This is a genomic window from Rhodanobacteraceae bacterium (assembly GCA_024234055.1).
In the GTDB taxonomy this organism is placed as follows: domain Bacteria; phylum Pseudomonadota; class Gammaproteobacteria; order Xanthomonadales; family SZUA-5; genus JADKFD01.
The window spans coordinates 26,405-49,038 of record JACKOW010000015.1; the positions used below are offsets into that span (position 1 = coordinate 26,405).

Genomic DNA, 22,634 nt, shown 5'->3' on the forward strand with positions numbered 1-22,634 from the left:
TACGTTTGACCCTTGCTTGCCGAAAGGCAACATCATCTGCGCAACAGAGGGGGAGTCATGCCCGTCGTAGTCCGCGAGAACATCTCCTGGTGGAGCCGGCTGAAGCAGTCCTTCGTCGGCTTTCTGCTGTCTTTTGTCATCGTCATTGCGGCTTTGCTGCTGCTGGCCTGGAACGAGCACCGCACGCTCAAGAACTACAAGGGCTTGCGGGCAGCAGGTGAGACGGTGCAAAGCGTGGCCGCAGACCCGATTGACCCCTCCGTGGACGGCAAGCTGATTCACTTCAGCGCCGAGGTGCGCAGCAATCAGGGTGTGCGCGATCCGGATTTCGGGATCGAAGCCCCGGCGCTGGTGCTGCGGCGCTCGGTCGAGATGTACCAGTGGCGGGAAAAGAAGGAGACCACCGAGCGCGACAAGCTCGGCGGTGGCAAGGAGCGGGTGACCACCTATTCCTACGAGAAAGTGTGGGACGACGACGCCATCAACTCCTCGAATTTCCAGGAGAGCGGCCACAACAATCCCGGCGCCTTGCCTTTCAGTGACGCCCGATTTGCGGTGACCGACGCCCGCATCGGCGCTCGTCGTGCCGCCGACAACATCCTGAATTCGCTGAACAGCAGCGCGCTGCAGCTGGGCGAGGCCGGGGTTTTTCCCAATGGCTTTCGCCGAGTCGATGCCGAAACCATCTATCGCGGCAGCAATCCGGGCTCGCCGCAGATCGGCGACGTCCGCGTGCGTTATCGGGCGGTACCGCCGCAGATGGCATCGGTGATTGCCCAGGCCAATGGCGATAGCCTGCTGCCGTGGACCAGTCCGGCAGGGACCGAGATCTTCCTCGTGGAAACCGGTCAGCAGTCCGCTTCGTCCATGGTGGAGCATGCCCAGAGCAGCAACAGCATGCTGGGCTGGGTCCTTCGCGCGGCAGGCTTCGGCCTGCTCTGGATTGCCTTCTCGATGATGCTGGGCCCGCTCAAGACCATTGCCGCGGTGCTGCCGCCGCTGGGACGGGCGGTCGGCATGTTCACCGGCGGTGTGGCCTTCGTGCTGGCTGCAGTGCTGGCCAGCGTGACCATCGTGCTGTCGTGGATTTTCGTGCGCCCCCTGTGGGCGGTCTCGATCGTGCTGGCCATCGTCGCCGTGATTGCGATGTGGAGTCGCAAGAGCGCCAAACCCGCGCAGGCCGCGGCAGGCATGCCGCCGCCAATGCCACCGCCGCCGCCGCCGCCGCCGCCGAGATGAATGCGCGGGGCCTCGCCATGGCGCTCGCACGAGACTTGGACATTTGATTGTTGGTCTGCCGCCGAATCGGGGGCAGGGGGCAGGGGGCAGGCATCCAAACTTCCCGCACTGTCTGACGGTGAAGTGAGGTTGGAGGCGGGCTCACAAGCACGCGGCACGGCTTGATTGTGCGGCAAGTCCGGTCCCCTGCCCCCTGCCCCCGCTCCCGCGACATCCCGCGACATCCCGTGACCCTGCCCCGGTTCCCATCAGCGCGATCTTGGTCCATGCTGCGCGACCCCAGGACTGTTGATGGCATGCCGTGTCAAACGCCCAAGCCCAGGCGCTGATTGAAGCGCTCGGATACACGCCCAAGTATTTCACCCGCGACGGCCTGTCGATGCATTACCTCGACGAAGGCAAGGGCGCTCCGGTGGTCATGGTCCACGGCAACCCGAGCTGGTGCTGGCTGTTCCGCGATCTGATCGCCGCGCTGAAGCCGAACTATCGTTGCGTGGCACCCGACCACATCGGCATGGGCCTGTCCGACCGTCCCGATGACGCTCGCTACCAGTACACCCTGGACAGCCGCGTGGCAGATTTCAGCGCTTTCATGGAGCGCATCGTTCCGACCGGCCCAGTGACGCTGGTGGTGCATGACTGGGGTGGGGCCATCGCCAGTGCCTGGGCGGTGAAGAATCCAGATCGCGTCGCGCGGATGGTGGTGCTGAACACCGCGGCTTTCCCGATGCTGGCCGGCAAGCGCCTGCCGGCTACTCTGAAGCTGGTCCGCAACACCCGCCTGGGTGCCTTCCTGGTCGAGCGTTTCAATGCCTTCGCCGTGGGTGCAGCCCGCACCAGCACCGCGCGCAAGCTCTCCGGGCGCGAGCGCGCGGCCTTCGTGGCGCCCTACGATTCACCGATTGCGCGACGCGCGGTGCTGCGTTTCGTTCAGGACATTCCGCTCAGGGAATCCGATCCCGCGTACGCAACGATCGCGGCTACCGGCAAGGGTCTGCAATTGCTGGCCGACAAGCCGATGCTGATCCTCTGGGGCCTGCGCGATTTCGTCTTCGACCGCGACTATTTCGACGAATGGTGCCGCCGTTTCCCGCGCGCCGAGGCCATCGCCTTTGCCGATGCCGGCCACTACGTGCTGGAAGACATGGCCGCGACCATCGTGCCGAAGATCGAGGCCTTTCTCGCCAAGAGCTGAGTTCTCCTGTGGGAGCGGACTTTGTCCGCGATCGCGATACTGGGGATTTCGGTGGCGGACAGGATCCGTCCTACGATGCAGTCGTCCCGATCACGATGCTCTGGCGGCGGCCGCCGTGCCGCGCTTCAGATGCACGAGCAGCAGCGAGACCGCCGCCGGGGTGACGCCGGGAATCCGACCAGCCTGCCCCAAGGTCGCCGGGCGCACACGCTCCAGTTTCTGCAGCACTTCGGCGGACAGCCCGGTGACTTCGCTGTAGTCGAAATGTTCCGGGATCAGGGCTGACTCGTATCGTCTGGAGCGCTCGATGTCCTCGCGCTGACGATTGACGTAGCCGGAATACTTCGCTTCGATCTCGACCTGTTCGGCCACGACCGGATCGTCCACAGCCGGCCCAAAGCCGCTGACCTCGGTCAAGCGCCGATAGCTCAGGTCCGGGCGCTTGAGCAGATCGATGGCATGGGTCTCGCGCGACAGCGGCTCGCCGGTGGCGGCCGCAAACTCGCGTCCCAGAGCATTGGTGGGAGCGGCCCACAGCCCGCGCAGGCGTTCGCTCTCGCGGGCCACGGCATCGCGCTTGCGCGCGTAGGCCTGCCAGCGGGTCTCGTCGACCAGTCCCAGTTCGCGCCCGATCGGCGTCAGCCGCGCATCGGCATTGTCCTCGCGCAGCTGCAAGCGGTATTCGGCGCGCGAGGTGAACATGCGGTAGGGCTCTGTCGTGCCATGGGTGATCAGGTCATCGACCAGCACGCCGAGGTAAGCCTCATCCCGACGCGGGCACCAGGGGTCAAGACCCTGCACCTGACGGGCGGCATTGAGTCCGGCCAGCAGACCCTGCGCCGCTGCCTCCTCGTAGCCGGTGGTACCGTTGATCTGGCCGGCGAAGAACAAGCCGTCCACGGCTCGGGTTTCCAGGGAGGATTTGAGTCCGCGCGGATCGAAATAGTCGTATTCGATGGCATAGCCCGGGCGCGTGATGTGGGCGCGCTCGAAGCCCTTGATCGAGCGTACCAGCGCCAGCTGCACGTCGAAGGGCAGGCTGGTGGAGATGCCGTTGGGGTAGATTTCGTGGGTGCTCAGGCCTTCGGGTTCGATGAAGATCTGATGCGAGGACTTCTCGGCGAAGCGCACCACCTTGTCTTCGATCGATGGACAGTAGCGCGGCCCCACGCCCTCGATCTTGCCACTGTACAGCGGTGAGCGATCGAGCGCGCCGCGGATCAGATCGTGGGTGCGCTCGCTGGTGTGGGTGATCCAGCAGGACACCTGCGGCGGATGATCGCTGACGCTGCCGAGGTAGGAAAACACCGGCGTCGGCTGATCACCGGGCTGTTCCTCCAGTTCGCTGTAATCGACGCTGCGGCCGTCGATGCGCGGCGGCGTGCCGGTCTTGAGCCGACCCTGGCCCAACGGCAGCTCGCGCAGACGCATCGCCAGTCCCTGCGCCGGCGGATCACCGGCACGCCCACCCTTGTAGTTGGCATCGCCGATATGGATCAGTCCGGCCAGAAAGGTGCCGGCGGTCAGCACCACGGAGCGGGCCTCGAACACCAGGCCCATCTGCGTGCGCACGCCGCTGACGCGGCCAGCGCTGAGCAGCAGATCTTCCACGCCTTGCTGAAACAGGGTCAGATTCGGCTGGTTCTCGACAGCGTGACGGATAGCGGCCCGGTACAAGGCGCGGTCGGCCTGGCAGCGGGTGGCGCGCACCGCCGGGCCCTTGCTGGAGTTCAGCGTGCGCCATTGGATGCCAGCACGATCTGCCGCCCAGCCCATGACCCCGCCCAGCGCATCGATCTCACGCACCAGATGGCCCTTGCCGATACCGCCGATGGCCGGGTTGCAGCTCATCTGGCCGATGGTCTCGATCTGATGGCTCAGCAGCAGCGTGCGGGCACCGGCGCGCGCCGCAGCCAGCGCCGCTTCGGTGCCGGCGTGGCCGCCGCCAACCACAATGACGTCAAACAGGGTGTCGTAGCGCATGACCTTGTGCGACAGGCAGTGACCGAACAGGGCGGCATGGTAACCGAGAAGGGTCAATTTCCCGAAGATGGCCGTCGGCGCAGACAGCCGCCATGCAGCCGATACCGGCCCGCCACTGTGCGCGCAGGCGCTGGTTGCCGGCCCGGAAACAACAAACGAGCCTGTTGGCCCGTTTGTTGCAACAAACTCCGCGTGTCAGGGGGAGTCCCGGCCACCAGTAGCACTTGCTCTGGTGGCCGTTTTTTTTGGGAGGTCCCGGCGCCCGCTGCTCAACTGGAACAGGGGGAATCCGGATGAAACAATCGAACGCCGGAACCGCTGAATCAAACCGCAGCCAAAAGTATAGCGCTGACGGAGGTGCGAATCGTGATAGCAGTCAAGCTTTGTGACCCGGTTCACACTTGACTAACGAGACCCCGCCTCAGTTTTCCTCACGCTCACGGCTACTGACTGCGCGCATGTTGACGGCCGGCGCGCTACGGGTAGGCGCTGATCCGGAACCCATCGAACGACCCCCCAGGCCGGAGCGTGAATAGCCGCTGTTGCCGGTGTTGCGGCTGCTGCCAACCGAGCCCAGTCCTTCGCGGCGCGGTCCCATCAGATCGGGGGCGTAGCTGCGTGCTTGCGAGCGGAACACTCGCCCGCCGCCGCCGGTATCGCGCTGTCTCGCAGGTGCCAGATCGTCGTAGCGCGGGTAGCCGCCCGAATCCAGCGCCGATGCCCGCTCAGCCGCCAGCGCCCGGGCCCGCGCCCCGGCGGTCTGCTGGTCCGGCGTGCGCGGCAAGTACCAGTGATCGTGCCAATAGGGGCTGTAGCCATGGCCATAGCCATAGCCGTAGCCGCCATACCAACCGGCGCCAGGGAAATAGGAATACGGACTACAGGGCGACGCCCATGATCCATACCAGGGGTAGATGGGCCGCTGCCAGCCCCAGCAACTTGAGATCGACCCGTAGAACACCACCGAGGACCGCGCCGGCGAGCGTGCCGTCCAATAGCCATCGTCATGGTAGCGATAGCCGTTGCTGGCACAGGCACTCAAGGTCAACAGCGCCAGTAGTAGAAAGATGCGCCGCATGGTCGTCCCCTTGCTCATCAGACATCCAGCCTATCGTCGCTGCGGTGAAATCCGACTGAACCGAGCCAGTCCCGCTGGCATGGGAGACAGCCGATTCGGGCTGCCGCCTGGTGCAAGCCAGTCCCTCAGTGTACGCCTGCCGCCCGGCGCCGACAGGCTTGGCGGACTCCAGGGTCGATTACGGTTCTATACTCGGGCCATCGCTGGCGTCACAGGTGCGTCCATGATTCGTGTCGTGTTCAACCAGAAGGGCGGTGTAGGCAAGTCGACGATCGTCTGCAATCTGGCGGCCATAGCCGCTACTCGGGGGCAACGTACACTGGTGGTCGATCTCGATGCGCAGGCCAATTCCACGCACTATCTGCTGGGTGAGGCGGCCGAAGCGGCTGAACTCGGCATTGCCGACTTCTTCGAGGAATCCCTGTCCTACCGGCTGCGCATGCGCAATCCGGCCGAGTATGTGACCGTCACACCGTACGAGAATCTGACGGTGATGAGCGCCGATCAGCGCCTTTCGGACCTGCAGACCAAACTCGAGACCAAGCACAAGATCTACAAGCTCGGAGAAATGCTGGGCGGCCTGAAGAAGGAGTTCGACCAGATCTTCATCGACACCCCGCCGGCCCTCAATTTCTACACGCTTTCGGCACTGATTGCGGCTGACCGCTGTCTGGTACCGTTCGATTGCGACGACTTTTCCCGCCAGGCGCTGTACCGATTGCTCGAGAATGTCGACGAGATCCGCGCCGATCACAACAAGAAGCTCAAGGTCGAGGGCATCGTGGTCAATCAATTCAACGCGCGCTCGAATCTGCCGACGCGGGTGGTAGAGGAACTGATTGCCGAAAAGCTGCCGGTGCTGCCGCAGTACATCTCCAGCAGCATCAAGATCAAGGAGAGCCACGAGGCGGCCCGACCATTGATCTACCTTGAGCCCTCGCACAAGCTGGCGCAGGAATATCAGGCGCTGTATGACTTGCTGGACAAGAAGAAGCGTTGACCCGGGCATTGACGCTCACGCCATCTTTCACCATTCGCAGTACCCAGGAGCACTCCATGATCTTTCAAAAACTCTGGTCCTCGCTGCGCGCGCAGCTGAACAAGCTCGCCAACTTCTTCTGGGAGGCCGATCCGATCGCGCAGATGCGCTACGAGTACGACAAGTCGGTCGAGGAGCTCAAATCCGGTCGGGTGGGGCTTGAGCAGTATCGAGGTCTGGTCGAGCGCGTCACCCGCCAGGTCAAGGAAGGCGAGAAGCATGTGGCCCAGCTGGAAGCTCAGGCCAAGGCCTATCTGAAGGCCGGTGACCGCGCCACCGCGGCCAAGTTCGCGCTGGAGATGGAAAAGGCCAAGAAGGATCTGGAATCCAATCGCGAGCAGCTCACGATTCACGAGACCTCGTACAACAACAGCCTGATGAAGATTCAGCACGCCACCAAGAAACTTGGTGAGGTGCGGGCCAAGATCACCAAGTACGATGCCGAGATCAAGATGAGCGAGGCCGAGGCCGAAGTGGCCAAGCTCTCGGAGACCTTTGATTTCAACGTCACTACCGATTTTGGCCAGCTCGAACAGGTGGTGCAGGAACGCATCGACAAGAACCGTGGCGCCGTGCGCGTGGCCGCCGATCTGTCCAGCCGTGGCATCGCCGAGATCCAGGCCGAGCAGAACATGGAGCAGTTCATGGCCGAAGACGCCCTCAAGCGCATGGAAATGGACATGGGACTGGTGACGCCGGAAACAGCGGCCCCGGCACCGGCACAGAAGGAACTGGGTCCGGCGCAGCCGAATTGACACCGGCTCCACATCGCTGCTTCCACCTTTCACCCTCAATCTTCCACTCTTCTCCGGGGTACGCATGAACGGCCAACCCAAACCTGGTTTCTATTTCGTCGTCCTGCTGGTGATCCTGGCCCTGGTGGGCTACGGCATGTACCGCCTGAAAACGCCCGGCGCAGAAGGCGGCGAGCCGGTGACCGTCAATGCCGGCAAGGACAGCAGCTCTTCGCAGGCACCCACGCCGCCACCGACCGACGGCGGTGCCGAAGCGCCGGACTCCGAAGGCATCACCACCGTCAAGGAATACGCCTACGTGCCCAGCCAGCGGCTGCCGGACGTCAAGGGCGTGTCCAACTACAAGCCGATGAGCGATCGCACGGTGCGCTTTGCCATCAATGTCTGGGCCGGCTGGGCGCCGATTGTGTACGCCAATGGTGGCTTCAAGCCGGGCAAGACCTGGACCACGCCGGGTGGCCAGCCCTTCAAGGTCGAGCTGGTGCTGATCGATGATCCGGTGGCCATGCGCGATGCCTATGCCGCTGGCGATGTGCAGATCGGTTGGGCCACGGTGGACATGCTGCCGCTGCTGCTGGAAAGCCTGCAGAAGGACAGCCGGGTCATGCCGCGCATCTACCAGCAGATCGACTGGTCGAACGGTGGCGACGGTATTGTCGTGCGCAGCAACATCAAGACCGCATCGGATCTGCGTGGCAAGACGGTGGTGCTGGCGCAGAACAGCCCTTCGCACTTCTTCGCGCTGAACACGCTGATCAACTCCGGCGTCGAGCCGGCCGAGGTCGATTTCCGTTTCACCAACACCGCCTTCGAGGCCGCTGCCGCCTTCAACGCCGACAAGAACGTGGCCGGCGTGGTCTCCTGGGCGCCGGATATCTACAACCTGTCCGACGTCAAGGGCAACAAGCTGCTGGTGTCGACGGCCACTGCCAACAAGCTGATCGCCGACGTCTGGTTCGCCCGCGCCGATTTCGCCAAGGACAACCCGGACATCATGGAAGGCCTGGTGCGCGGCATCTTTGATGCGATGGTGGCTCTGGACGATCAGGAGGCCAAGCAGAAGGTCGCCACCTGGATGGCCGAAGGCTATGCGCTGCCCGCGTCCGAGGCCCTGGCCATGCTGCCGGATGCGCATTGGACCAACTACGCCGAAAACCGCGAGTTCTTCCTCAACCGCAACAATCCGACCAACTTCGAGCGCACCTTCAACACCGCCTACGTGATGTACCGCAAGATCGGGGCGGTGGCCTCGCGCGTGAATTTCGACCAGATCGTTGACTTCAGCGTGCTGCAGAAACTGGCGGGCGAGCCCAAGTACGCCAACCAGCGCTCCAACTACGGCATCAATTTTGCGCCGATGAGCGCCAGCGCCATCCAGTCGGAAAGCCCGGAAATCCTGACCAAGACCGTGGTCATCCATTTCTATCCAAACTCCTGGGATCTGTTCAAGAAGATCACCAAGGACAAGGGTGGCAAGACCGTGGAAGAGCAGTACGACCCGAACGTCGATTTCGTGCTCGAAGAGATCGGCAAGCTGGCTGGCTCCTACGGCGCCGCGCGCATCGTCATCGAAGGCCACACCGATGGCTCGATGCGTGGTCAGGTGCCCGATTCGGCCGTGCGCGAGCTCTCGACCAATCGCGCCAACGCGGTCAAGTCGGAATTGCTGCGCAAGTTCCCGACCATGGATCCGAACCAGTTCTCGGCGCAGGGCATGGGCTGGTCACGCGTCGCCGATGCCAGCGACCCTGACAACCACGCCAAGAACCGCCGCGTCGAGGTCAAGGTGTATCCGCTGGAGGCGCAGTAGAGTCGATGCGGTCGGGCGCCGCTCAAGAATCGAGCGTCGCCCGACGTCTCTGGTAGGAGCGACCTTGCGTCGCGACCGGGCGCACAGACTTGTCGCCACCGCGGTCGCGCCGCAAGGGCGCTCCTGCAACAATGCCGCGGCCGCAGTGCCGCCGATTTGATTGGTTGTTCAGATGCCGTTGGCTACCATCGGCAGGTTATCTCCGGATAGAGGCGATGTGACGCTCATGAAGATTCTGGTCGGTTTGAAGCGAGTGGTGGACTACACGGTCCGCGTGCAGGTGAAGCCGGATGGCTCGGGCGTGGCCATCGATGGCGTCAAGATGAGCGTCAATCCCTTCGACGAGATTGCGCTCGAAGAAGCCCTGCGCCTGCGCGAGGCCGGCAAGGCGGATGAAGTGGTGGTCATGTCCATCGGCCAGCAGAGCTCGATGCAGCAGATCGACACGGGCCTGGCCATGGGCGCCAACCGCGGCATCCTGATCAAGAGCGAGGGTCCGGTGCAGTCGCTGACCGCGGCGCGCGCCTTTGCCAAGATCGTCGAGAAGGAGCAGCCGGGCCTGGTGATCCTGGGCAAGCAGGCCATCGACGACGATTCCAATCAGACGGCGCAGATGCTCGCCGCGCTGCTCGATCGGCCGCAAGCCACCTTTGCCAGCAAGGTCGAAGTCGAAGGCAATGTCGCCAAGGTGACGCGCGAAGTCGACGTCGGTCTGGAAACCCTGGAAGTCGACCTGCCGGCCGTGATCAGCGTCGATCTGCGCCTGAACACGCCACGCTTCATCAAGCTGCCCGACATCATGAAGGCCAAGAGCAAGCCGCGCGAAACCCTGGAGCTCTCAAGCCTGGGCATCGAGTCCGGCGACCACCTGCAGGTGACCCACTACGCCCCGCCCGCCAAGCGTCAGAAAGGCGTGATGGTCAAGGATGTGCCGGAGCTGATCGCGGCGCTGAAAGGGAAGGGATTGCTGTAGAGGCGGCAAAACGTCAAACGTGAAACGTCAATTGGGTGAGGCGCGATCCGGATTGTTTCGTTCTCCCCAACAGACAGACAAAATTGGAGCAGTGGAGCTAGGAACCGACAACTTCAGGCGAGTGCAGGCAGATTGCCGGCTTCAATTGACGTTTTACGTTTCACGTTTCACCCGGAATAGACCGGAGCCTGGCCAAAGCGGCCAACTCCCAACACCCTGAGGTATCCCATGTCCCGCATCCTCATCATCGCCGAACACCTGAACGGTCAGCTCAACCAGAGCACGGCCAAGTGCGTCAGCTGCGCTTCCGGCATCGCCGGTGCCGAGATCGAAGTCGTCGTACTGGCGGCCGATCCGGCGCCGATTGCGGCGCAGGCTGCCACCATCGCTGGTGTCAGCCGCGTGCGTACCATTGCCAATGCCGCCAACGAGCAGGCGCTGGCGGCGGTGTATGCGCCGCAGATTCTGGCCATCGCCGGCGACTACACCCATGTTTTCGGTCCCTCGACCACCTTCGGCAAGGATCTGATGCCGCGGATTGCCGCCAAGCTGGGCGTGAGCCAGCTCAGCGACATCATGGAAGTGGTTGACGCCCACACCTACAAGCGTCCGATCTACGCCGGCAACGCCATCATCACGGTCAAGGCGCCCGCAGCTCAGACCGTGGTCGCCACGGTGCGCACGGCTTCCTATCCGGCAGCGGCGATGAGCGCTGGTCCGGCACCGATTGAAGCCGCCAGTGTTGATGCCGCGCTGCCCACGCACACGCGTTTCGTTGGCCTGCAGCAGGGTGGTGGCGATCGCCCCGATCTGCAGACCGCGCGTATCGTGGTCTCCGGCGGCCGCGCGCTCGGCAGTGCCGAACAGTTCAAGCTGATCTACGACTTTGCCGACAAGCTCAAGGCCGGCGTCGGTGCGTCGCGCGCCGCGGTAGATTCGGGCTATGCGCCCAATGACATGCAGGTTGGCCAGACCGGCAAGATCATCGCTCCCGAGCTGTACGTGGCGGTCGGTATTTCCGGTGCCATCCAGCATCTCACCGGCATCAAGGACGCCGGCACCATCGTCGCCATCAACAAGGATGCGGAAGCGCCGATCTTTGAAGTGGCCGACATCGGCCTCGTCGGCGATCTTTTCAAGGTGCTGCCGGAGATGATGGCCGCGCTCTGAGCCAGCTTTTGTAGCCCAGGTAAGCGCAGCGCACCTGGGAACGGCACGCGAACAACCCCGGGTGCGCCTGCGGCTTGCCCGGGCTACATTGCGCGACATGCGGCACCGATTTCCTGCGTCGCGAGCGATGCAGTCTGACCCACATCAAATCTCGCGATGGCGTGACCCGTCAGCATGGCCCACCGGCCGGAGGTCGTTGCGTCCACGGGAGCGCCCATGCAGCCAGATCCGAAGCCCGCGCGCGAGGATGAACGGCCCTTTGTGGTGCCTTGTGCCGATCTGACGCCAGCGGCGCCACTGCGCTGGTTGCGTCTGGGCTGGCAGGATTTCAAACGCGAACCCGGCCTCAGCCTGATCTTCGGTGGCGTCATCGTGCTGGTCAGCGTCGGCGTGTCGGCGCTGGCCTGGTGGCTCGGCCGCTTCGCCCTGCTGGCAACCTTGCTGTCGGGATTCGTGTTCATCGCTCCCTTGCTGGCGGTGGGGCTGTACTGCGTCAGTCGTGAACTCGGGGCCGGTCGCCAACCGGCGCTGCGGCATTCGTTCACGCTGGCCCGTCGGGTCATGGGGCAAGCCGGAGTGTTCGCGCTGGCCCAGCTGGTGATTCTGTTGCTGTGGTCGCGCGCGGGCATGATGATCAATGTGTTTTTCCCGGCCGAGGCGGGCGATGCGGCCTCGCTGATCGAGTTCCTGGCGATCGGCTCGGCAGTCGGGTCGATCTTTGCTGCTGTCACCTTCGCCACCGCCGCCTTTTCGCTGCCGATGATTGCCGACCGCGATGTCGACATGATCACCGCCTGCATCTCCAGCGTGAACGCGGTGCTGCGCAACAAGTTCACCATGTGCTGCTGGGCCGGCTTGATCGTGCTGCTGACGGCGCTCGGCTTCGCCACCGCCTTCCTTGGCCTCGCCATCATCATGCCCTGGCTGGCCTATGCCGCCTGGCACGCCTACCGCGAAACCCTGGATGCCTCAGCCTGGCCGGAGATGTAGTGGTCACATTGAAGTAACCGGGATCAGGCAGGTATTGATCGCTGGGCGAGGTGGTCTTTTTTGTCCGCAAAGGGCGCAAAGGACGCGAAGTAGTGCATTTTCATCAGGGGTTGCCGACTGCCTGGAGCCTGATCTGCACGTTTGACTTTTGCCTTCCTTTGCGTTCTTCGCGTTCTTTGCGGAAAAATGCTCTCAGCCTTCCGACATCTTGCCAAGAGCGTCCAGACAAGTCTGGACCTACAAGAGCCCGAACCCCGTAGCTTTTCCCCGTACCCCGTACCCCGTACCCCGTGCCCCGTGCCCCGTGCCCCGTGCCCCGTGCCCCGCCGCGCGCTACAATCGCGGGCTTTGCCCTCAGGCCTCCGCCATGCGCATTTCCCGATTCCACCTTGCCACGGTCAAGGAAACTCCCGCTGATGCCGACATCGTCAGCCAGCAGCTGATGTTGCGTGCCGGCATGATCCGCAAGATCGCCGCCGGCATCTACACCTGGTCGCCGCTGGGCCTGCGCGCCATGCGCAAGGTCGAGGCCATCGTCCGCGAGGAAATGAATCGCGCTGGTGCCCTGGAGCTGCTGATGCCCTCGATCCAGCCGCGCGAGCTGTGGGAGGAAACCGAGCGCTGGCAGAAGTTCGGCGGCCAGCTGCTGAAGATCAAGGACCGAAAGGACTCCGAGTTCTGCTACGGCCCCACCCACGAGGAAGTGATCACCGATTTCGCCCGCAATGAACTGCGTTCGTACAAGCAGCTGCCGATCAATTTCTACCAGATCCAGACCAAGTTCCGCGACGAGATCCGGCCGCGTTTCGGCGTGATGCGGGCCCGCGAGTTCCTGATGAAGGACGCCTATTCCTTCCATCTGGACAGCGAGTGCATGCAACGCGAATACCAGAACATGTACGACGCCTACACCCGAATCTTCACTCGCCTGGGCCTGAAGTTCCGCGCCGTGGCTGCCGACACCGGCGCCATCGGTGGCTCGGGCTCGCACGAGTTCCATGTACTCGCCGACTCCGGCGAAGACGCCATCGCCTTCACCAGCGAGGGCAACTACGCCGCCAATGTCGAGCTGGCCGAGGCTGCGGCGCCGGCAGCGCCGCGTGCCGCGCCCGCCGAATCGATGACCAAGGTGTCCACGCCCACGCAGAAGACCTGCGAGGAAGTGGCCGAACTGCTCGGTCTGCCGCTGGCGCGCACGGTCAAGTCGGTCGCGGTGGTTGGCGAGCAGGGCTTCGTGCTGGTGCTGGTGCGCGGCGACCACTCGGTCAACGAGATCAAGCTGCAGAAGCTGGCCGGCCTGTCCGAGCATCGCCTTGCCACCGAGGCCGAGATCGTCGACCACCTGGGTTCGGTGCCCGGTTTCATCGGACCGGTGGCGCCGGCCAAGGCCATCACCGTGATCGCCGATCGCAGTGTGGCAGCGCTGGCCGATATGGTGGTCGGTGCCAACGAGACCGGCTTCCACCTGAGCGGCGTCAACTGGGGCCGCGACCTGCCCGAGCCCGATCTGGTGGCCGATGTGCGCAACGTGGTCGAAGGCGAGCCGGCACCAAACGGTGCTGGGACCTGGTCGATTGCGCGCGGAATCGAAGTTGGCCACGTCTTCCAGCTCGGACAGAAGTACGCCGAAGCCATGGGTGCGCAGGTGCTCGACGAGACCGGCAAGGCCCGCACCATGTTCATGGGCTGCTACGGCATCGGCGTCAGCCGCATCGTCGCCGCCGCCATCGAACAGAATCACGACGCCAGCGGCATCATCTGGCCGGAAGCCATCGCGCCCTTCCATGTGGCGGTGCTGCCGCTGGGCATGGATCGCAGCGAGCGCGTGCGCGAGGCCGCCGAGAAGCTCTATGACGAACTGCGCACTGCTGGTCTCGATGTGTTGCTCGACGACCGCAAGGGCGTGCGTCCTGGCGCCATGTTCGCCGACCAGGAACTCATCGGCATTCCCCACCGGGTGGTCATCGGCGAGCGCGGCCTGGATGCGGGGCAATACGAATATCGCTCACGCCGTGCCGAAGCCAACGAGATGAAGCCGGTCGAGGGATTTGTCGAGTGGCTGGTGAGCGCCATTCGCAGTCCGGGTGCCTGAGTACCCCAGTGTTTTCGACCCCGAGCCGCAAGTGCCTGAGGGCGCCGCTGTGCTGCGCCGCAGCACAGCCGGGGTTTGACTCAATCGTCACGAACGCGTAGACCTGCGCGACCGAAACGCCAGCCATCCGCACCAGACAAGGAGCAGCGTATGTCATACAACATTCCCCAGGGCGAGTTCCTGGGCCACCCGAAGGGGCTGTTCCTGCTCTTTGGAACCGAGATGTGGGAACGCTTCAGCTATTACGGCATGCGCGCGCTGCTGGTGCTGTCGCTGGTGGCTCTGGTCGAGTCGGACAATCCCGGATTCGGATGGACACAGGCCGAGGCACTGCGTCTCTATGGTCTGTTCACCGGATTTGTGTACTTCACGCCCCTGATTGGCGGTTGGCTGGCCGACAACTACCTCGGTCAGCGCAAGTCCATCATCATTGGCGGCATCCTGATGGCCGCGGGCCAGTTTCTGCTGGCTTCCTCGATTCCCGGAAATTTGACCCTCTTCTATGTCGGTCTGATCCTCCTGGTGCTCGGAAATGGGTTCTTCAAGCCGAACATTTCCACGATGGTCGCTGAGCTCTACCCAGACGGCGACGCCCGCCGCGACGGCGCCTTCACGATCTTCTATATGGGCATCAATGTGGGCGCCTTTCTTGCGCCGCTGGTGTGCTCCACGCTGGGTGAAAACGCAGCCTACGGATGGAAGGCAGGCTACTTCGCCGCGGGCGTTGGCATGGTGCTGAGCGTCATCATTCAGTTGATTTTCGCGCGCAAGTACCTCGGCGACATTGGTGTTGTCCCTGCCGCAACGCGATCCAAGGCGATGGCAGGTGGCGCCCACAAGCCGCTCACCAAGGACGAAGTCGATCGATTGCGTGTGATCTTCATGTTGTTCGTGTTCGTCGTGCTCTTCTGGGCTGCGTTCGAACAGGCAGGTGGCTTGATGAATCTCTACGCCGCCGAAAAAACCGACCGCATGCTGGGTGGATTCGAAGTACCTGCTGGTTGGTTCCAGTCCTTGAATCCGCTATTCATCGTCATTCTGGCGCCGATCTTCTCCGTACTGTGGGCGCGCATGGGAGCAGCGGGGAAGAATCCGCCTACACCGAACAAGATGGTTTACGGTTTGATCCTGACTGGCATCGGCTTTCTGGCGATGATCGGCGCGGCATTCCAGCAGGGTTCCGACCCCAGCGGCAAGGCGAGCATGATCTGGTTGGTCGTTGCCTATTTCTTCCACACGATGGGCGAGCTCTGCATTTCCCCGGTCGGCCTGTCGATGGTGACCAAGCTGGCACCCTTGCGTTTGGCCTCCCTGATGATGGGTGTGTGGTTCCTGATCAATTTCGTCGCCAACTACGCAGCCGGCATCATCGGGTCGTTCGCTGAGTCCTTGGGGGAGATGTCGATCTTTGCCAGTCTGGCCGGAACGCTGTTTGGTTTCGCCATCGTGTTGTGGTTCCTGGCGCCAATGCTGGTGCGCTGGATGCACGGCGCCGAGCGCTGATTTCGGGCGCAGCATCGTTTGATCCGATCGGCCGGGCCTGGTGCCCGGCCGATTGCGTTTTCGGGATCAATAACGTGCGGTAGGGGTGCATGGTAGGAGCGCCCTTGCGGCGCGATCGTTGTTGCGTGGGTGCCGCTGGCTGGTCGCGGCGCGAGGGCGCTCCTGCGGGCAAGCTCGGGGTTCATGACCCGCAGGCAGGTCCTATGCCGATGATGCGGCGCCGCCTGGGCCGTGCTGGGAGATCGAGAGCGGCCGCGCAGGCGAGCTCTCACGTAGACCCTTCGGATCAACGTGAGCTACTTTCAGCGGGTGGCGCTGAATTCAGGGCTTGGCGCGCACCTTGCGGGGATTCATGCCGAGGTCTTCACCGGTCAGCAGCATGGCCACCCCGGCGGTGGTCAGCTTGTCCAGAATGCGTTCCAGGGCGGTGCGTTCGCTGTTGCTCAGCACCGATTGCAGGCGTGCCTCGCAGGCCAGCGCCAGTGGCGCAACTTCGTTGTAGACGGATCTGCCGTCGGTGCTGAGGTTCAGCACCGAGCGCCGCCGATCCTTGCGATCCACGCTGCGATCGAGTCGGCCGTCGCGGATCAGTTCCGCCACCGCGCGGCTCACGGCCACCTTGTCCATCTTGGTGCGCTCGGCCACTTCCACGGCTGACAGATCGGGGAAACGCCCAACCACCGCCAGCACCCGCCACTGGGTCACGCTGAGCTGATAGCGCTCGCCGTACATCTCGGCAATCGCATGGCTGACGGTGTTCGACAACACCGACAATCGATAGGGCAGAAAGCGTTCAAGGTCGAGGATCGGGGCGGGGGCGGTGCGCCTGGTTCGTTCGGGTTTCATGGCGTATTCCAAGTGAAACGCAAAACGTCAAACGTCAAGAAGAGCATGCACTCTGGCGCGCCGTCGCTCTCGATCCAATCGACGTTTGACGTTTTACTTTTCACCGCTCCACCCCTATCTCGAAAGTTTCAATTGAAACTATAATGTGCGCACCCGCGCTGGCAACTTGCAGCGCAGCACAATCGCCTTGAGGACCACCCATGAACGCAGAGCTTCAGTCCGCCGAAACGCCGACCGGTATGCCCAATCCGCTCGGCATCCACGGTTTCGAATTCGTCGAATTTGCGGCGCCCGATGCGGCCGGCCTGCATGCGCTGTTCCGCAGCATGGGCTTCACCGCGGTCGCGAAACACGCGCGCAAGGCAATCACACTGTATCGCCAGGGCGGCGTCAACTTCCTGGTCAACGAAGAGCCTGATTCCTTTGCCGCCGACTTCGCCGCACAGCATGGTCCCTGCGCCTGCGGCTTTGCCATACGCGTGCGCGACGGTGAGGAAGTCTGTGCCGAAGTGACCACCCGCGGCGCCGAAGTGATCAGCCACAAGGCCGACACCCGGGCGGTAGACGCGCCGGTGATCAAGGGCATCGGTGACTGCATGCTGTATCTGGTGACCGACGGTACCGATCCCTACGCCGCCGACTTTGTGTATTTCGACGGCGTCGATCGCGAGCCGATCGGTTTCGGCCTGACCTTCATCGATCACCTGACCCACAATCTGTATTTCGGCAACATGGAAAAGTGGTCGAACTACTACGAGCGCCTGTTCGGTTTCCGCGAGATCCGCTACTTCGACATCAAGGGCGCCAAGACCGGTCTGGTGTCCAAGGCCATGACCGCGCCCGATGGCATCGTGCGGATACCGCTGAACGAGTCGAACGATCCCAAGTCCCAAATCAACGAATACCTCGATCAGTACCACGGCGAGGGCATCCAGCATATCGCCTGTTTCACCGACGACATCTACGGCACGGTCGAGGCCATGCGTGCGGCCGGCGTGAGCTTTCTACATACGCCTGACACCTATTTTGATGTCATCGACGAGCGCGTCCCCGGACATGGGGAAGACGTGGCCCGGATGACCAGGAACCGCATCCTGATCGACGCCGATCCGGAGACCAAGACCAAGAAGTTGCTGCAGATCTTCACCGAGACCAACATCGGCCCGATCTTTTTCGAGATCATTCAGCGCAAGGGCAATGAAGGTTTCGGCGAGGGCAATTTCAAGGCTCTGTTCGAGTCCATCGAACGCGACCAGATGCGCCGCGGCGTGCTTTAGGAGCGGGGGGCAGGGGGCAGGGGGCAGGGGAAACGGGGCAGGGGAAGGGCTCGTTTCTCCATGCCTTGGTCTCCAGTCTGTAGCCTCTTTCCCGTGCCCCGTGCCCCGTGCCCCGTGCCCCTTCTCAGGAGTCTGTCGTGTCAAAAAAATGGATCAGCGTTTCCAAGGTCGAAGGCAAGGCCTCGCGCCAGGCGCATTGCGATCTGCCGGAGGGCACCTATGAGCGGGAGATGGGCAAGGAGGGTTTCTTTGGCCCGGCCAGCCATATGTATCACCCGAATCCGCCGACCGGATGGAGTCATTTCGATGGCCCCCTGAAACCACGCGCCTTCGACACCAACAAGTTTCCCGGGCACGGCAACACGCCTTGGCGGGCGCATGAGTTGATGCACAACGCCCATACGCGCCTGCGCAGCTGGCGCTGTGAAGCCTCGATGGATCATCTGGTGCGCAACGCCGATGGCGACGAGCTGCTGTTCGTGCACAACGGTTCGGGCCATCTGTTCTGCGACTACGGCCACATGGCCATCGAGGCCGGCGATTACATCGTGCTGCCGCGCTCGACCTCCTGGCGGCTGGAAGTGACCGAAGCCCTGGATCTGCTGCTGATCGAGGCCACCAATTCCAGCTACATGCTGCCGGACAAGGGCCTGGTGGGCCCGCACGCGATCTTCGATCCGGCCATGCTCGATGCGCCGTCCATCGATGAGCTGTTCAAGCGCCAGGTGCAGGGTGAGTGGAAGGTGCTGGTCAAGCGCCGCAACGCCATCACCACGATCACCTTCCCTTTCAACCCGCTCGATGCCGTCGGCTGGCACGGCGACCTGTTTCCGGTGCGCATCAACGTCAAGGACATCCGTCCCTTGATGAGTCATCGCTACCACCTGCCGCCGAGCGCCCACACCACCTTCGTGGCCAACCGCTTCGTGGTCTGCACCTTCGTGCCGCGGCCCTTCGAGACCGATCCCGGCGCACTGAAGATTCCCTTCTTCCACAACAACGACGACTACGAAGAAGTGATCTTCTACCACCGCGGTGAGTTCTTCAGCCGCGACAATATCCACCCCGGGATGATCACGCTGCACCCCTGCGGCTTTACCCACGGCCCGCACCCCAAGGCCCTCACCCGTGCCTTCAAGCAGACCAAGGAAGCCACTGACGAATACGCCGTGATGATCGACACCCGCGATGACCTGACCGTCACCGAGGCGGCAGAGTCGGTGGAATGGCGGGGGTATGTGGATTCGTGGAAGGGCGGGTGAAGCTGGTTGTCGGTTGTCGGTGAGGCAGTCGCCGGGCTCTACTGACCGACAGGCTGCCAGGCCGGCCTGATCTTGCCTTGACAAAGGACTGTCAGCGAGTATCGGCCGGGCGCGCCCGGCTGGAACTCTGGATGACCAAGTATTCTGGATTCTGTCTGCTGCTCGGCGTGTGTTTGCCGATGGCCGCCATCGCCGGGCCGACGTCTGTTGCGGAGGCCGACAGGGACGAATGGTGGATCTGGGCCAATCCGCCGGCTGTGAATCTGGCTGCTGAGCAAGCCGTGTCGCGCAAGGAAGGTGATCCGCCCCTGGAAGTCCGCTTCCGGTACACGATTGACTCCAAGGGTGGGGTCGCCGATTGCGAAGTCGCCTATCGTTCGGAAGCGGTCTACGATGAGGCAACTCTGTGCGCCTTGATTGCCTTGCACCAGTATCGACCCGCACCGGGCAACAGCAGCCGCGTCGAGATTCGAACTGCGCAGACCCTACTGATCGGAGTGCCGCCGGAGCAGGCGCGCACGCTGGTCGGCGACCAGCGTCATCCCTAGCCCGCATTTCTCACACCCCCTCGCTTCAACGGTTGCGGGACGTTGTTTCTTGCGGTGGTTGAAGATCGTTCGTCCGCACCGGCGGCAGAACGGCGCTTGGTGTTCGATTTCCGCTCATTTTGGCGCGGGATGCCGTGGCTTTTCTTGCTGATTTGTTTGACTTTATTGCCCGCCGCCGACGGCCGTAGCCCCGGAAGGGGCCGTTGACGCAGGATCGCTGGTTTCAATCAGCCGCTGTCGGCAAGACGAGCGTAGCTGGCGCTCCACAAGTCCTGGTACGGGAAACTCGACGCCATCGCGATACGAACCCGACGAACGCCCGAACGACCCAGGCGCCGATCTTCAGCAACTTCAAACGCAGCGTGCCGCAGGTTGCCTGAGCCAATTCAGTGCCGGCGAGTGCTTTTGCCGCAGCGCGTCCATCAGGACATAGGCAAACGACGACAACCACAGACGCAACTGGTTGCCGAGCATGGTGGCCGTCGACGTGCGATCCGCGAACAGGTCCCCTTGGCATTCCTTGATGCGGTTCTCCATCTCCCCGCGAGCGCAATACAGATCTTCGTACAGCGCTCGCGCTGACCACGTCTCGGATGTCAGCGAGGTCACCACAAAGCGCGGATTGCTTAGACCCGGTAACTGCTCTGCCTTGCCCACCACGCGGCGCTCACGACTCCAACTCTTGCGCGTCGAATAACGAAATCCGTGAACTCCGCTCCGCCTTCGCTGCGCGCCTGGCGCGCAGCCCGCCAAAGCCGGCTCGAGCACCTCGATCAAACGCGCGTTCTTGGCCAGTCAAACACGTAGTCAACGGCGTTGCTCTCGCACCACGCCATCAGCTCTCGCGTGCAAAACCGCTGTCCGCCCGAAGCGTGATCCGCACCTTGGGCCAGCGCGCGGATCTGTCCCACCACCCGATCCATCTCTTCAACCGCGCCCGCGCTGCCGTCGATGTTCGACCGGCGCAGCTTCGCTGCCAGCAGATGCTTGCCGCAAACACGTACAACGGCAGGTAGCAGTAACCATCGTAATAACCATGAAAGAACCGCCCTCCTGATCCCCATGGAGCGGGTCGTCGGTCGCATCAAATCCAGAACGATCGACCCGGCGGCGTCTCGTGCGCCTCAAAAACAAATCCACAAACAACGACTCGATCTGCTCCGGATGATGCGCAATCTTTCGATAACGCTCACCGGCGTCGCCTTCGGCGCATGCTCCAACCGATTCAGCGTTGACTTGCCCGCCAACGGCGCACAGTCCTGCGCTGCGCTTTGAGCTTGCCCGCCAGCACCGCCAACACCGGATCGTGCCGCAACTGATCGTGATCGTTCAGATCCTCGTAGCCCAGTGCGATCCCAACCACACGCTGCATCACCAGCGTCCGCACCGAATGCTCGATCAACTCGGGATCTCGACCATCTTGAAAGCACCCGGCCAGCCGATCCATGAGCTTGATCGAATCATCGACGCGACCCAGAAGCAGTGCGCCCGCATCCGACGTGATCTCGCCGCCATCAAATCCGGCAACCACCTGACGACCATCCACTTGCTCAAAAATCGTGCTCGTCGCGCTACACTGTGTCGGCATCGGGGTTCTCCGCAAATCTCAGCTAAGTTGTTCTCGCAACTCAACTTTATCTGATTTGAGAACCCCGGTGCACTACTTAGTGTGAGAAATGCGGGCGTGCGCTCTGCAAGCTGCACGCGATCCGAGTTGGCATGAAGCCGACCCACGAAGCCAATGGCATGGCAGTGGTAACCGAGTCTTGCGTGCGCGACCGGTAACGGCGGGTACGAAGCGTAGACAGGAATACACAGAGGTATGAGGTTGAACCCCGAAAATTTCATCGTCGAAGGTGCCGAGGGCTACGCCCGAGTTCCGCAGGCCACACGATCTGGCGAAATGCCTGACCCAGATCGACCTTCCGGGGGCATGGGCTCGTATCGAGGTGTACAGGATTGGTGTGGAACAGAGGAGATCCCGGTGTCACCACAGGGAAGTGGGCACCCGGCACAAGGCAAGAACCGAGTGCAGGGGGGTCAATGGCATGGGGAAGTCGGATGTCGTCGTAGTAGTGATGAAGCCTGCGAAGTCGCAGTTTGGCGAGTGGGTGGAGCGAAGGGCGGCACCGAGCAGGGATCCTGCGGGAGGAACGATGGGCCGCACGCTGAGGTGGGAACCCATCTGCCCAAGACTTCGGCGGGTGCAGGAGGCGCGAGCCCATCCGAGGAGCAGTTCACGTCGCTGGCCCACTTGCTCGATGAGGGCTCGTTGTTGCGTGCTTACCGCGGCTTGCGGGCGGACGCGGCAAAGGGCATCGACGGCGAGCAAGGCCAGCTATGGAAAAGGATTGGCGGCACGGCTGCAGCAACTCATGAGCGACTGCGCACGGGTCAGTACCGAGCGCAGCCGGCGACGCGCGACGATCAGAAAGCGGATGGCAGCGACCGGCCGTTATCGATCTGGTGCGTGGAGGACAAGGTCGTACAAGGCGCGGTGACCGGTGCTGAACAGCATTTTCGAAGCCGACTTCCGAGGGCTGAGCTATGGCTTCAGGCCGCAGCGCAGTGCGCATATGGCCTTGCAGGCGGTGCAGACGGTGCTGCAGAAGGACGCGTGAACTGGGTATTGACCTGGATCTGAAGCAGTGTTCGATCGCATCGAGCACGAGGCATTGCGACAGGCAATCAGGCGCAGGGTGACCGATCGCAGTCTGTTGCGACTGATCGACAAATGGCTGACGGTCGGGGTGGTGGAGCAGGATGGCAAGCGGACACGGCAAACGTGCGGCACGCCGCAAGGGCGCCGATTTCCCGCTACTGGCGAACATCGTGCTGCATGAGGCGATGGACGAGGTGGTGGTGGAATGGCGT

The 22,634-nt window shown here is 62.9% G+C and carries 17 protein-coding genes and 1 pseudogene; 14 read left to right on the plus strand and 4 right to left on the minus strand.

Annotation, left to right across the window (positions count from 1 at the left end; all coding sequences use genetic code 11):
• The first annotated feature begins 57 nt into the window (after positions 1-57).
• Both H7A19_18010 and H7A19_18015 read left to right on the plus strand, forming a co-directional pair.
• A complete protein-coding gene (locus H7A19_18010) occupies positions 58-1,239 on the plus strand; it encodes a TMEM43 family protein (GenBank protein MCP5476728.1) in 1,182 nt (393 codons plus the stop codon).
• A gap of 379 nt (positions 1,240-1,618) precedes the next feature.
• Entirely contained in the window at positions 1,619-2,434 is an 816-nt protein-coding gene (locus H7A19_18015) for an alpha/beta fold hydrolase (GenBank protein MCP5476729.1), read from the plus strand.
• Between the two features lie 90 nt (positions 2,435-2,524).
• On the opposite strand, the gene mnmG is transcribed toward H7A19_18015, so the two are convergent.
• Together mnmG and H7A19_18025 are read right to left on the minus strand one after the other, a co-directional pair.
• Positions 2,525-4,417: a tRNA uridine-5-carboxymethylaminomethyl(34) synthesis enzyme MnmG gene (gene mnmG, locus H7A19_18020; GenBank protein ID MCP5476730.1), complete on the minus strand. Its 1,893-nt coding sequence runs from the start codon at positions 4,415-4,417 to the stop codon at positions 2,525-2,527.
• A 421-nt stretch (positions 4,418-4,838) separates the two neighbouring features.
• Positions 4,839-5,513: a hypothetical protein gene (locus H7A19_18025; GenBank protein ID MCP5476731.1), complete on the minus strand. Its 675-nt coding sequence runs from the start codon at positions 5,511-5,513 to the stop codon at positions 4,839-4,841.
• 205 nt (positions 5,514-5,718) lie between these two features.
• Between H7A19_18025 and H7A19_18030 the strand changes: the two genes are divergently transcribed.
• The 8 genes from H7A19_18030 (at position 5,719) to H7A19_18065 (ending at position 15,827) form a co-directional block, all read left to right on the plus strand.
• Positions 5,719-6,495 carry a ParA family protein gene (locus H7A19_18030; protein ID MCP5476732.1) on the plus strand — a complete coding sequence of 259 codons (777 nt, stop codon included), beginning with the start codon at positions 5,719-5,721 and terminating at the stop codon, positions 6,493-6,495.
• A 56-nt stretch (positions 6,496-6,551) separates the two neighbouring features.
• Positions 6,552-7,289 (plus strand): PspA/IM30 family protein, encoded by a 738-nt coding sequence (locus tag H7A19_18035; GenBank protein MCP5476733.1) that lies wholly within the window; start codon positions 6,552-6,554, stop codon positions 7,287-7,289.
• A gap of 64 nt (positions 7,290-7,353) precedes the next feature.
• Positions 7,354-9,099 carry an OmpA family protein gene (locus H7A19_18040; GenBank protein ID MCP5476734.1) on the plus strand — a complete coding sequence of 582 codons (1,746 nt, stop codon included), beginning with the start codon at positions 7,354-7,356 and terminating at the stop codon, positions 9,097-9,099.
• 226 nt (positions 9,100-9,325) lie between these two features.
• Complete coding sequence (locus H7A19_18045) at positions 9,326-10,072, plus strand: electron transfer flavoprotein subunit beta/FixA family protein (GenBank protein MCP5476735.1); 747 nt, start codon at positions 9,326-9,328, stop codon at positions 10,070-10,072.
• Between the two features lie 228 nt (positions 10,073-10,300).
• On the plus strand, positions 10,301-11,242 hold the full coding sequence (locus tag H7A19_18050) for an electron transfer flavoprotein subunit alpha/FixB family protein (protein MCP5476736.1): 942 nt from the start codon (positions 10,301-10,303) through the stop codon (positions 11,240-11,242).
• A gap of 216 nt (positions 11,243-11,458) precedes the next feature.
• Positions 11,459-12,232 carry a DUF2189 domain-containing protein gene (locus H7A19_18055; protein ID MCP5476737.1) on the plus strand — a complete coding sequence of 258 codons (774 nt, stop codon included), beginning with the start codon at positions 11,459-11,461 and terminating at the stop codon, positions 12,230-12,232.
• A gap of 367 nt (positions 12,233-12,599) precedes the next feature.
• Complete coding sequence (locus H7A19_18060; protein ID MCP5476738.1) at positions 12,600-14,324, plus strand: proline--tRNA ligase; 1,725 nt, start codon at positions 12,600-12,602, stop codon at positions 14,322-14,324.
• 150 nt (positions 14,325-14,474) lie between these two features.
• On the plus strand, positions 14,475-15,827 hold the full coding sequence (locus tag H7A19_18065) for a peptide MFS transporter (protein MCP5476739.1): 1,353 nt from the start codon (positions 14,475-14,477) through the stop codon (positions 15,825-15,827).
• 321 nt (positions 15,828-16,148) lie between these two features.
• On the opposite strand, the gene H7A19_18070 is transcribed toward H7A19_18065, so the two are convergent.
• Positions 16,149-16,673 carry a winged helix-turn-helix transcriptional regulator gene (locus H7A19_18070; GenBank protein MCP5476740.1) on the minus strand — a complete coding sequence of 175 codons (525 nt, stop codon included), beginning with the start codon at positions 16,671-16,673 and terminating at the stop codon, positions 16,149-16,151.
• 200 nt (positions 16,674-16,873) lie between these two features.
• Between H7A19_18070 and hppD the strand changes: the two genes are divergently transcribed.
• The 3 genes from hppD to H7A19_18085 all read left to right on the plus strand — a co-directional run bounded on the left by hppD (position 16,874) and on the right by H7A19_18085 (position 19,760).
• Positions 16,874-17,950 carry a 4-hydroxyphenylpyruvate dioxygenase gene (hppD, locus tag H7A19_18075; GenBank protein ID MCP5476741.1) on the plus strand — a complete coding sequence of 359 codons (1,077 nt, stop codon included), beginning with the start codon at positions 16,874-16,876 and terminating at the stop codon, positions 17,948-17,950.
• A 230-nt stretch (positions 17,951-18,180) separates the two neighbouring features.
• Entirely contained in the window at positions 18,181-19,212 is a 1,032-nt protein-coding gene (locus H7A19_18080) for a homogentisate 1,2-dioxygenase (protein ID MCP5476742.1), read from the plus strand.
• A gap of 131 nt (positions 19,213-19,343) precedes the next feature.
• Positions 19,344-19,760, plus strand: coding sequence for a hypothetical protein (locus H7A19_18085; GenBank protein ID MCP5476743.1), 417 nt, complete (start codon positions 19,344-19,346; stop codon positions 19,758-19,760).
• Between the two features lie 227 nt (positions 19,761-19,987).
• On the opposite strand, the pseudogene H7A19_18090 reads toward H7A19_18085, so the two are convergent.
• Positions 19,988-21,348 (minus strand): annotated as a pseudogene (locus tag H7A19_18090) (IS1380 family transposase).
• Between the two features lie 1,060 nt (positions 21,349-22,408).
• Here H7A19_18090 and H7A19_18095 point away from each other — a divergent pair.
• Positions 22,409-22,603: a hypothetical protein gene (locus H7A19_18095; GenBank protein MCP5476744.1), complete on the plus strand. Its 195-nt coding sequence runs from the start codon at positions 22,409-22,411 to the stop codon at positions 22,601-22,603.
• Positions 22,604-22,634: the final 31 nt, after the last annotated feature.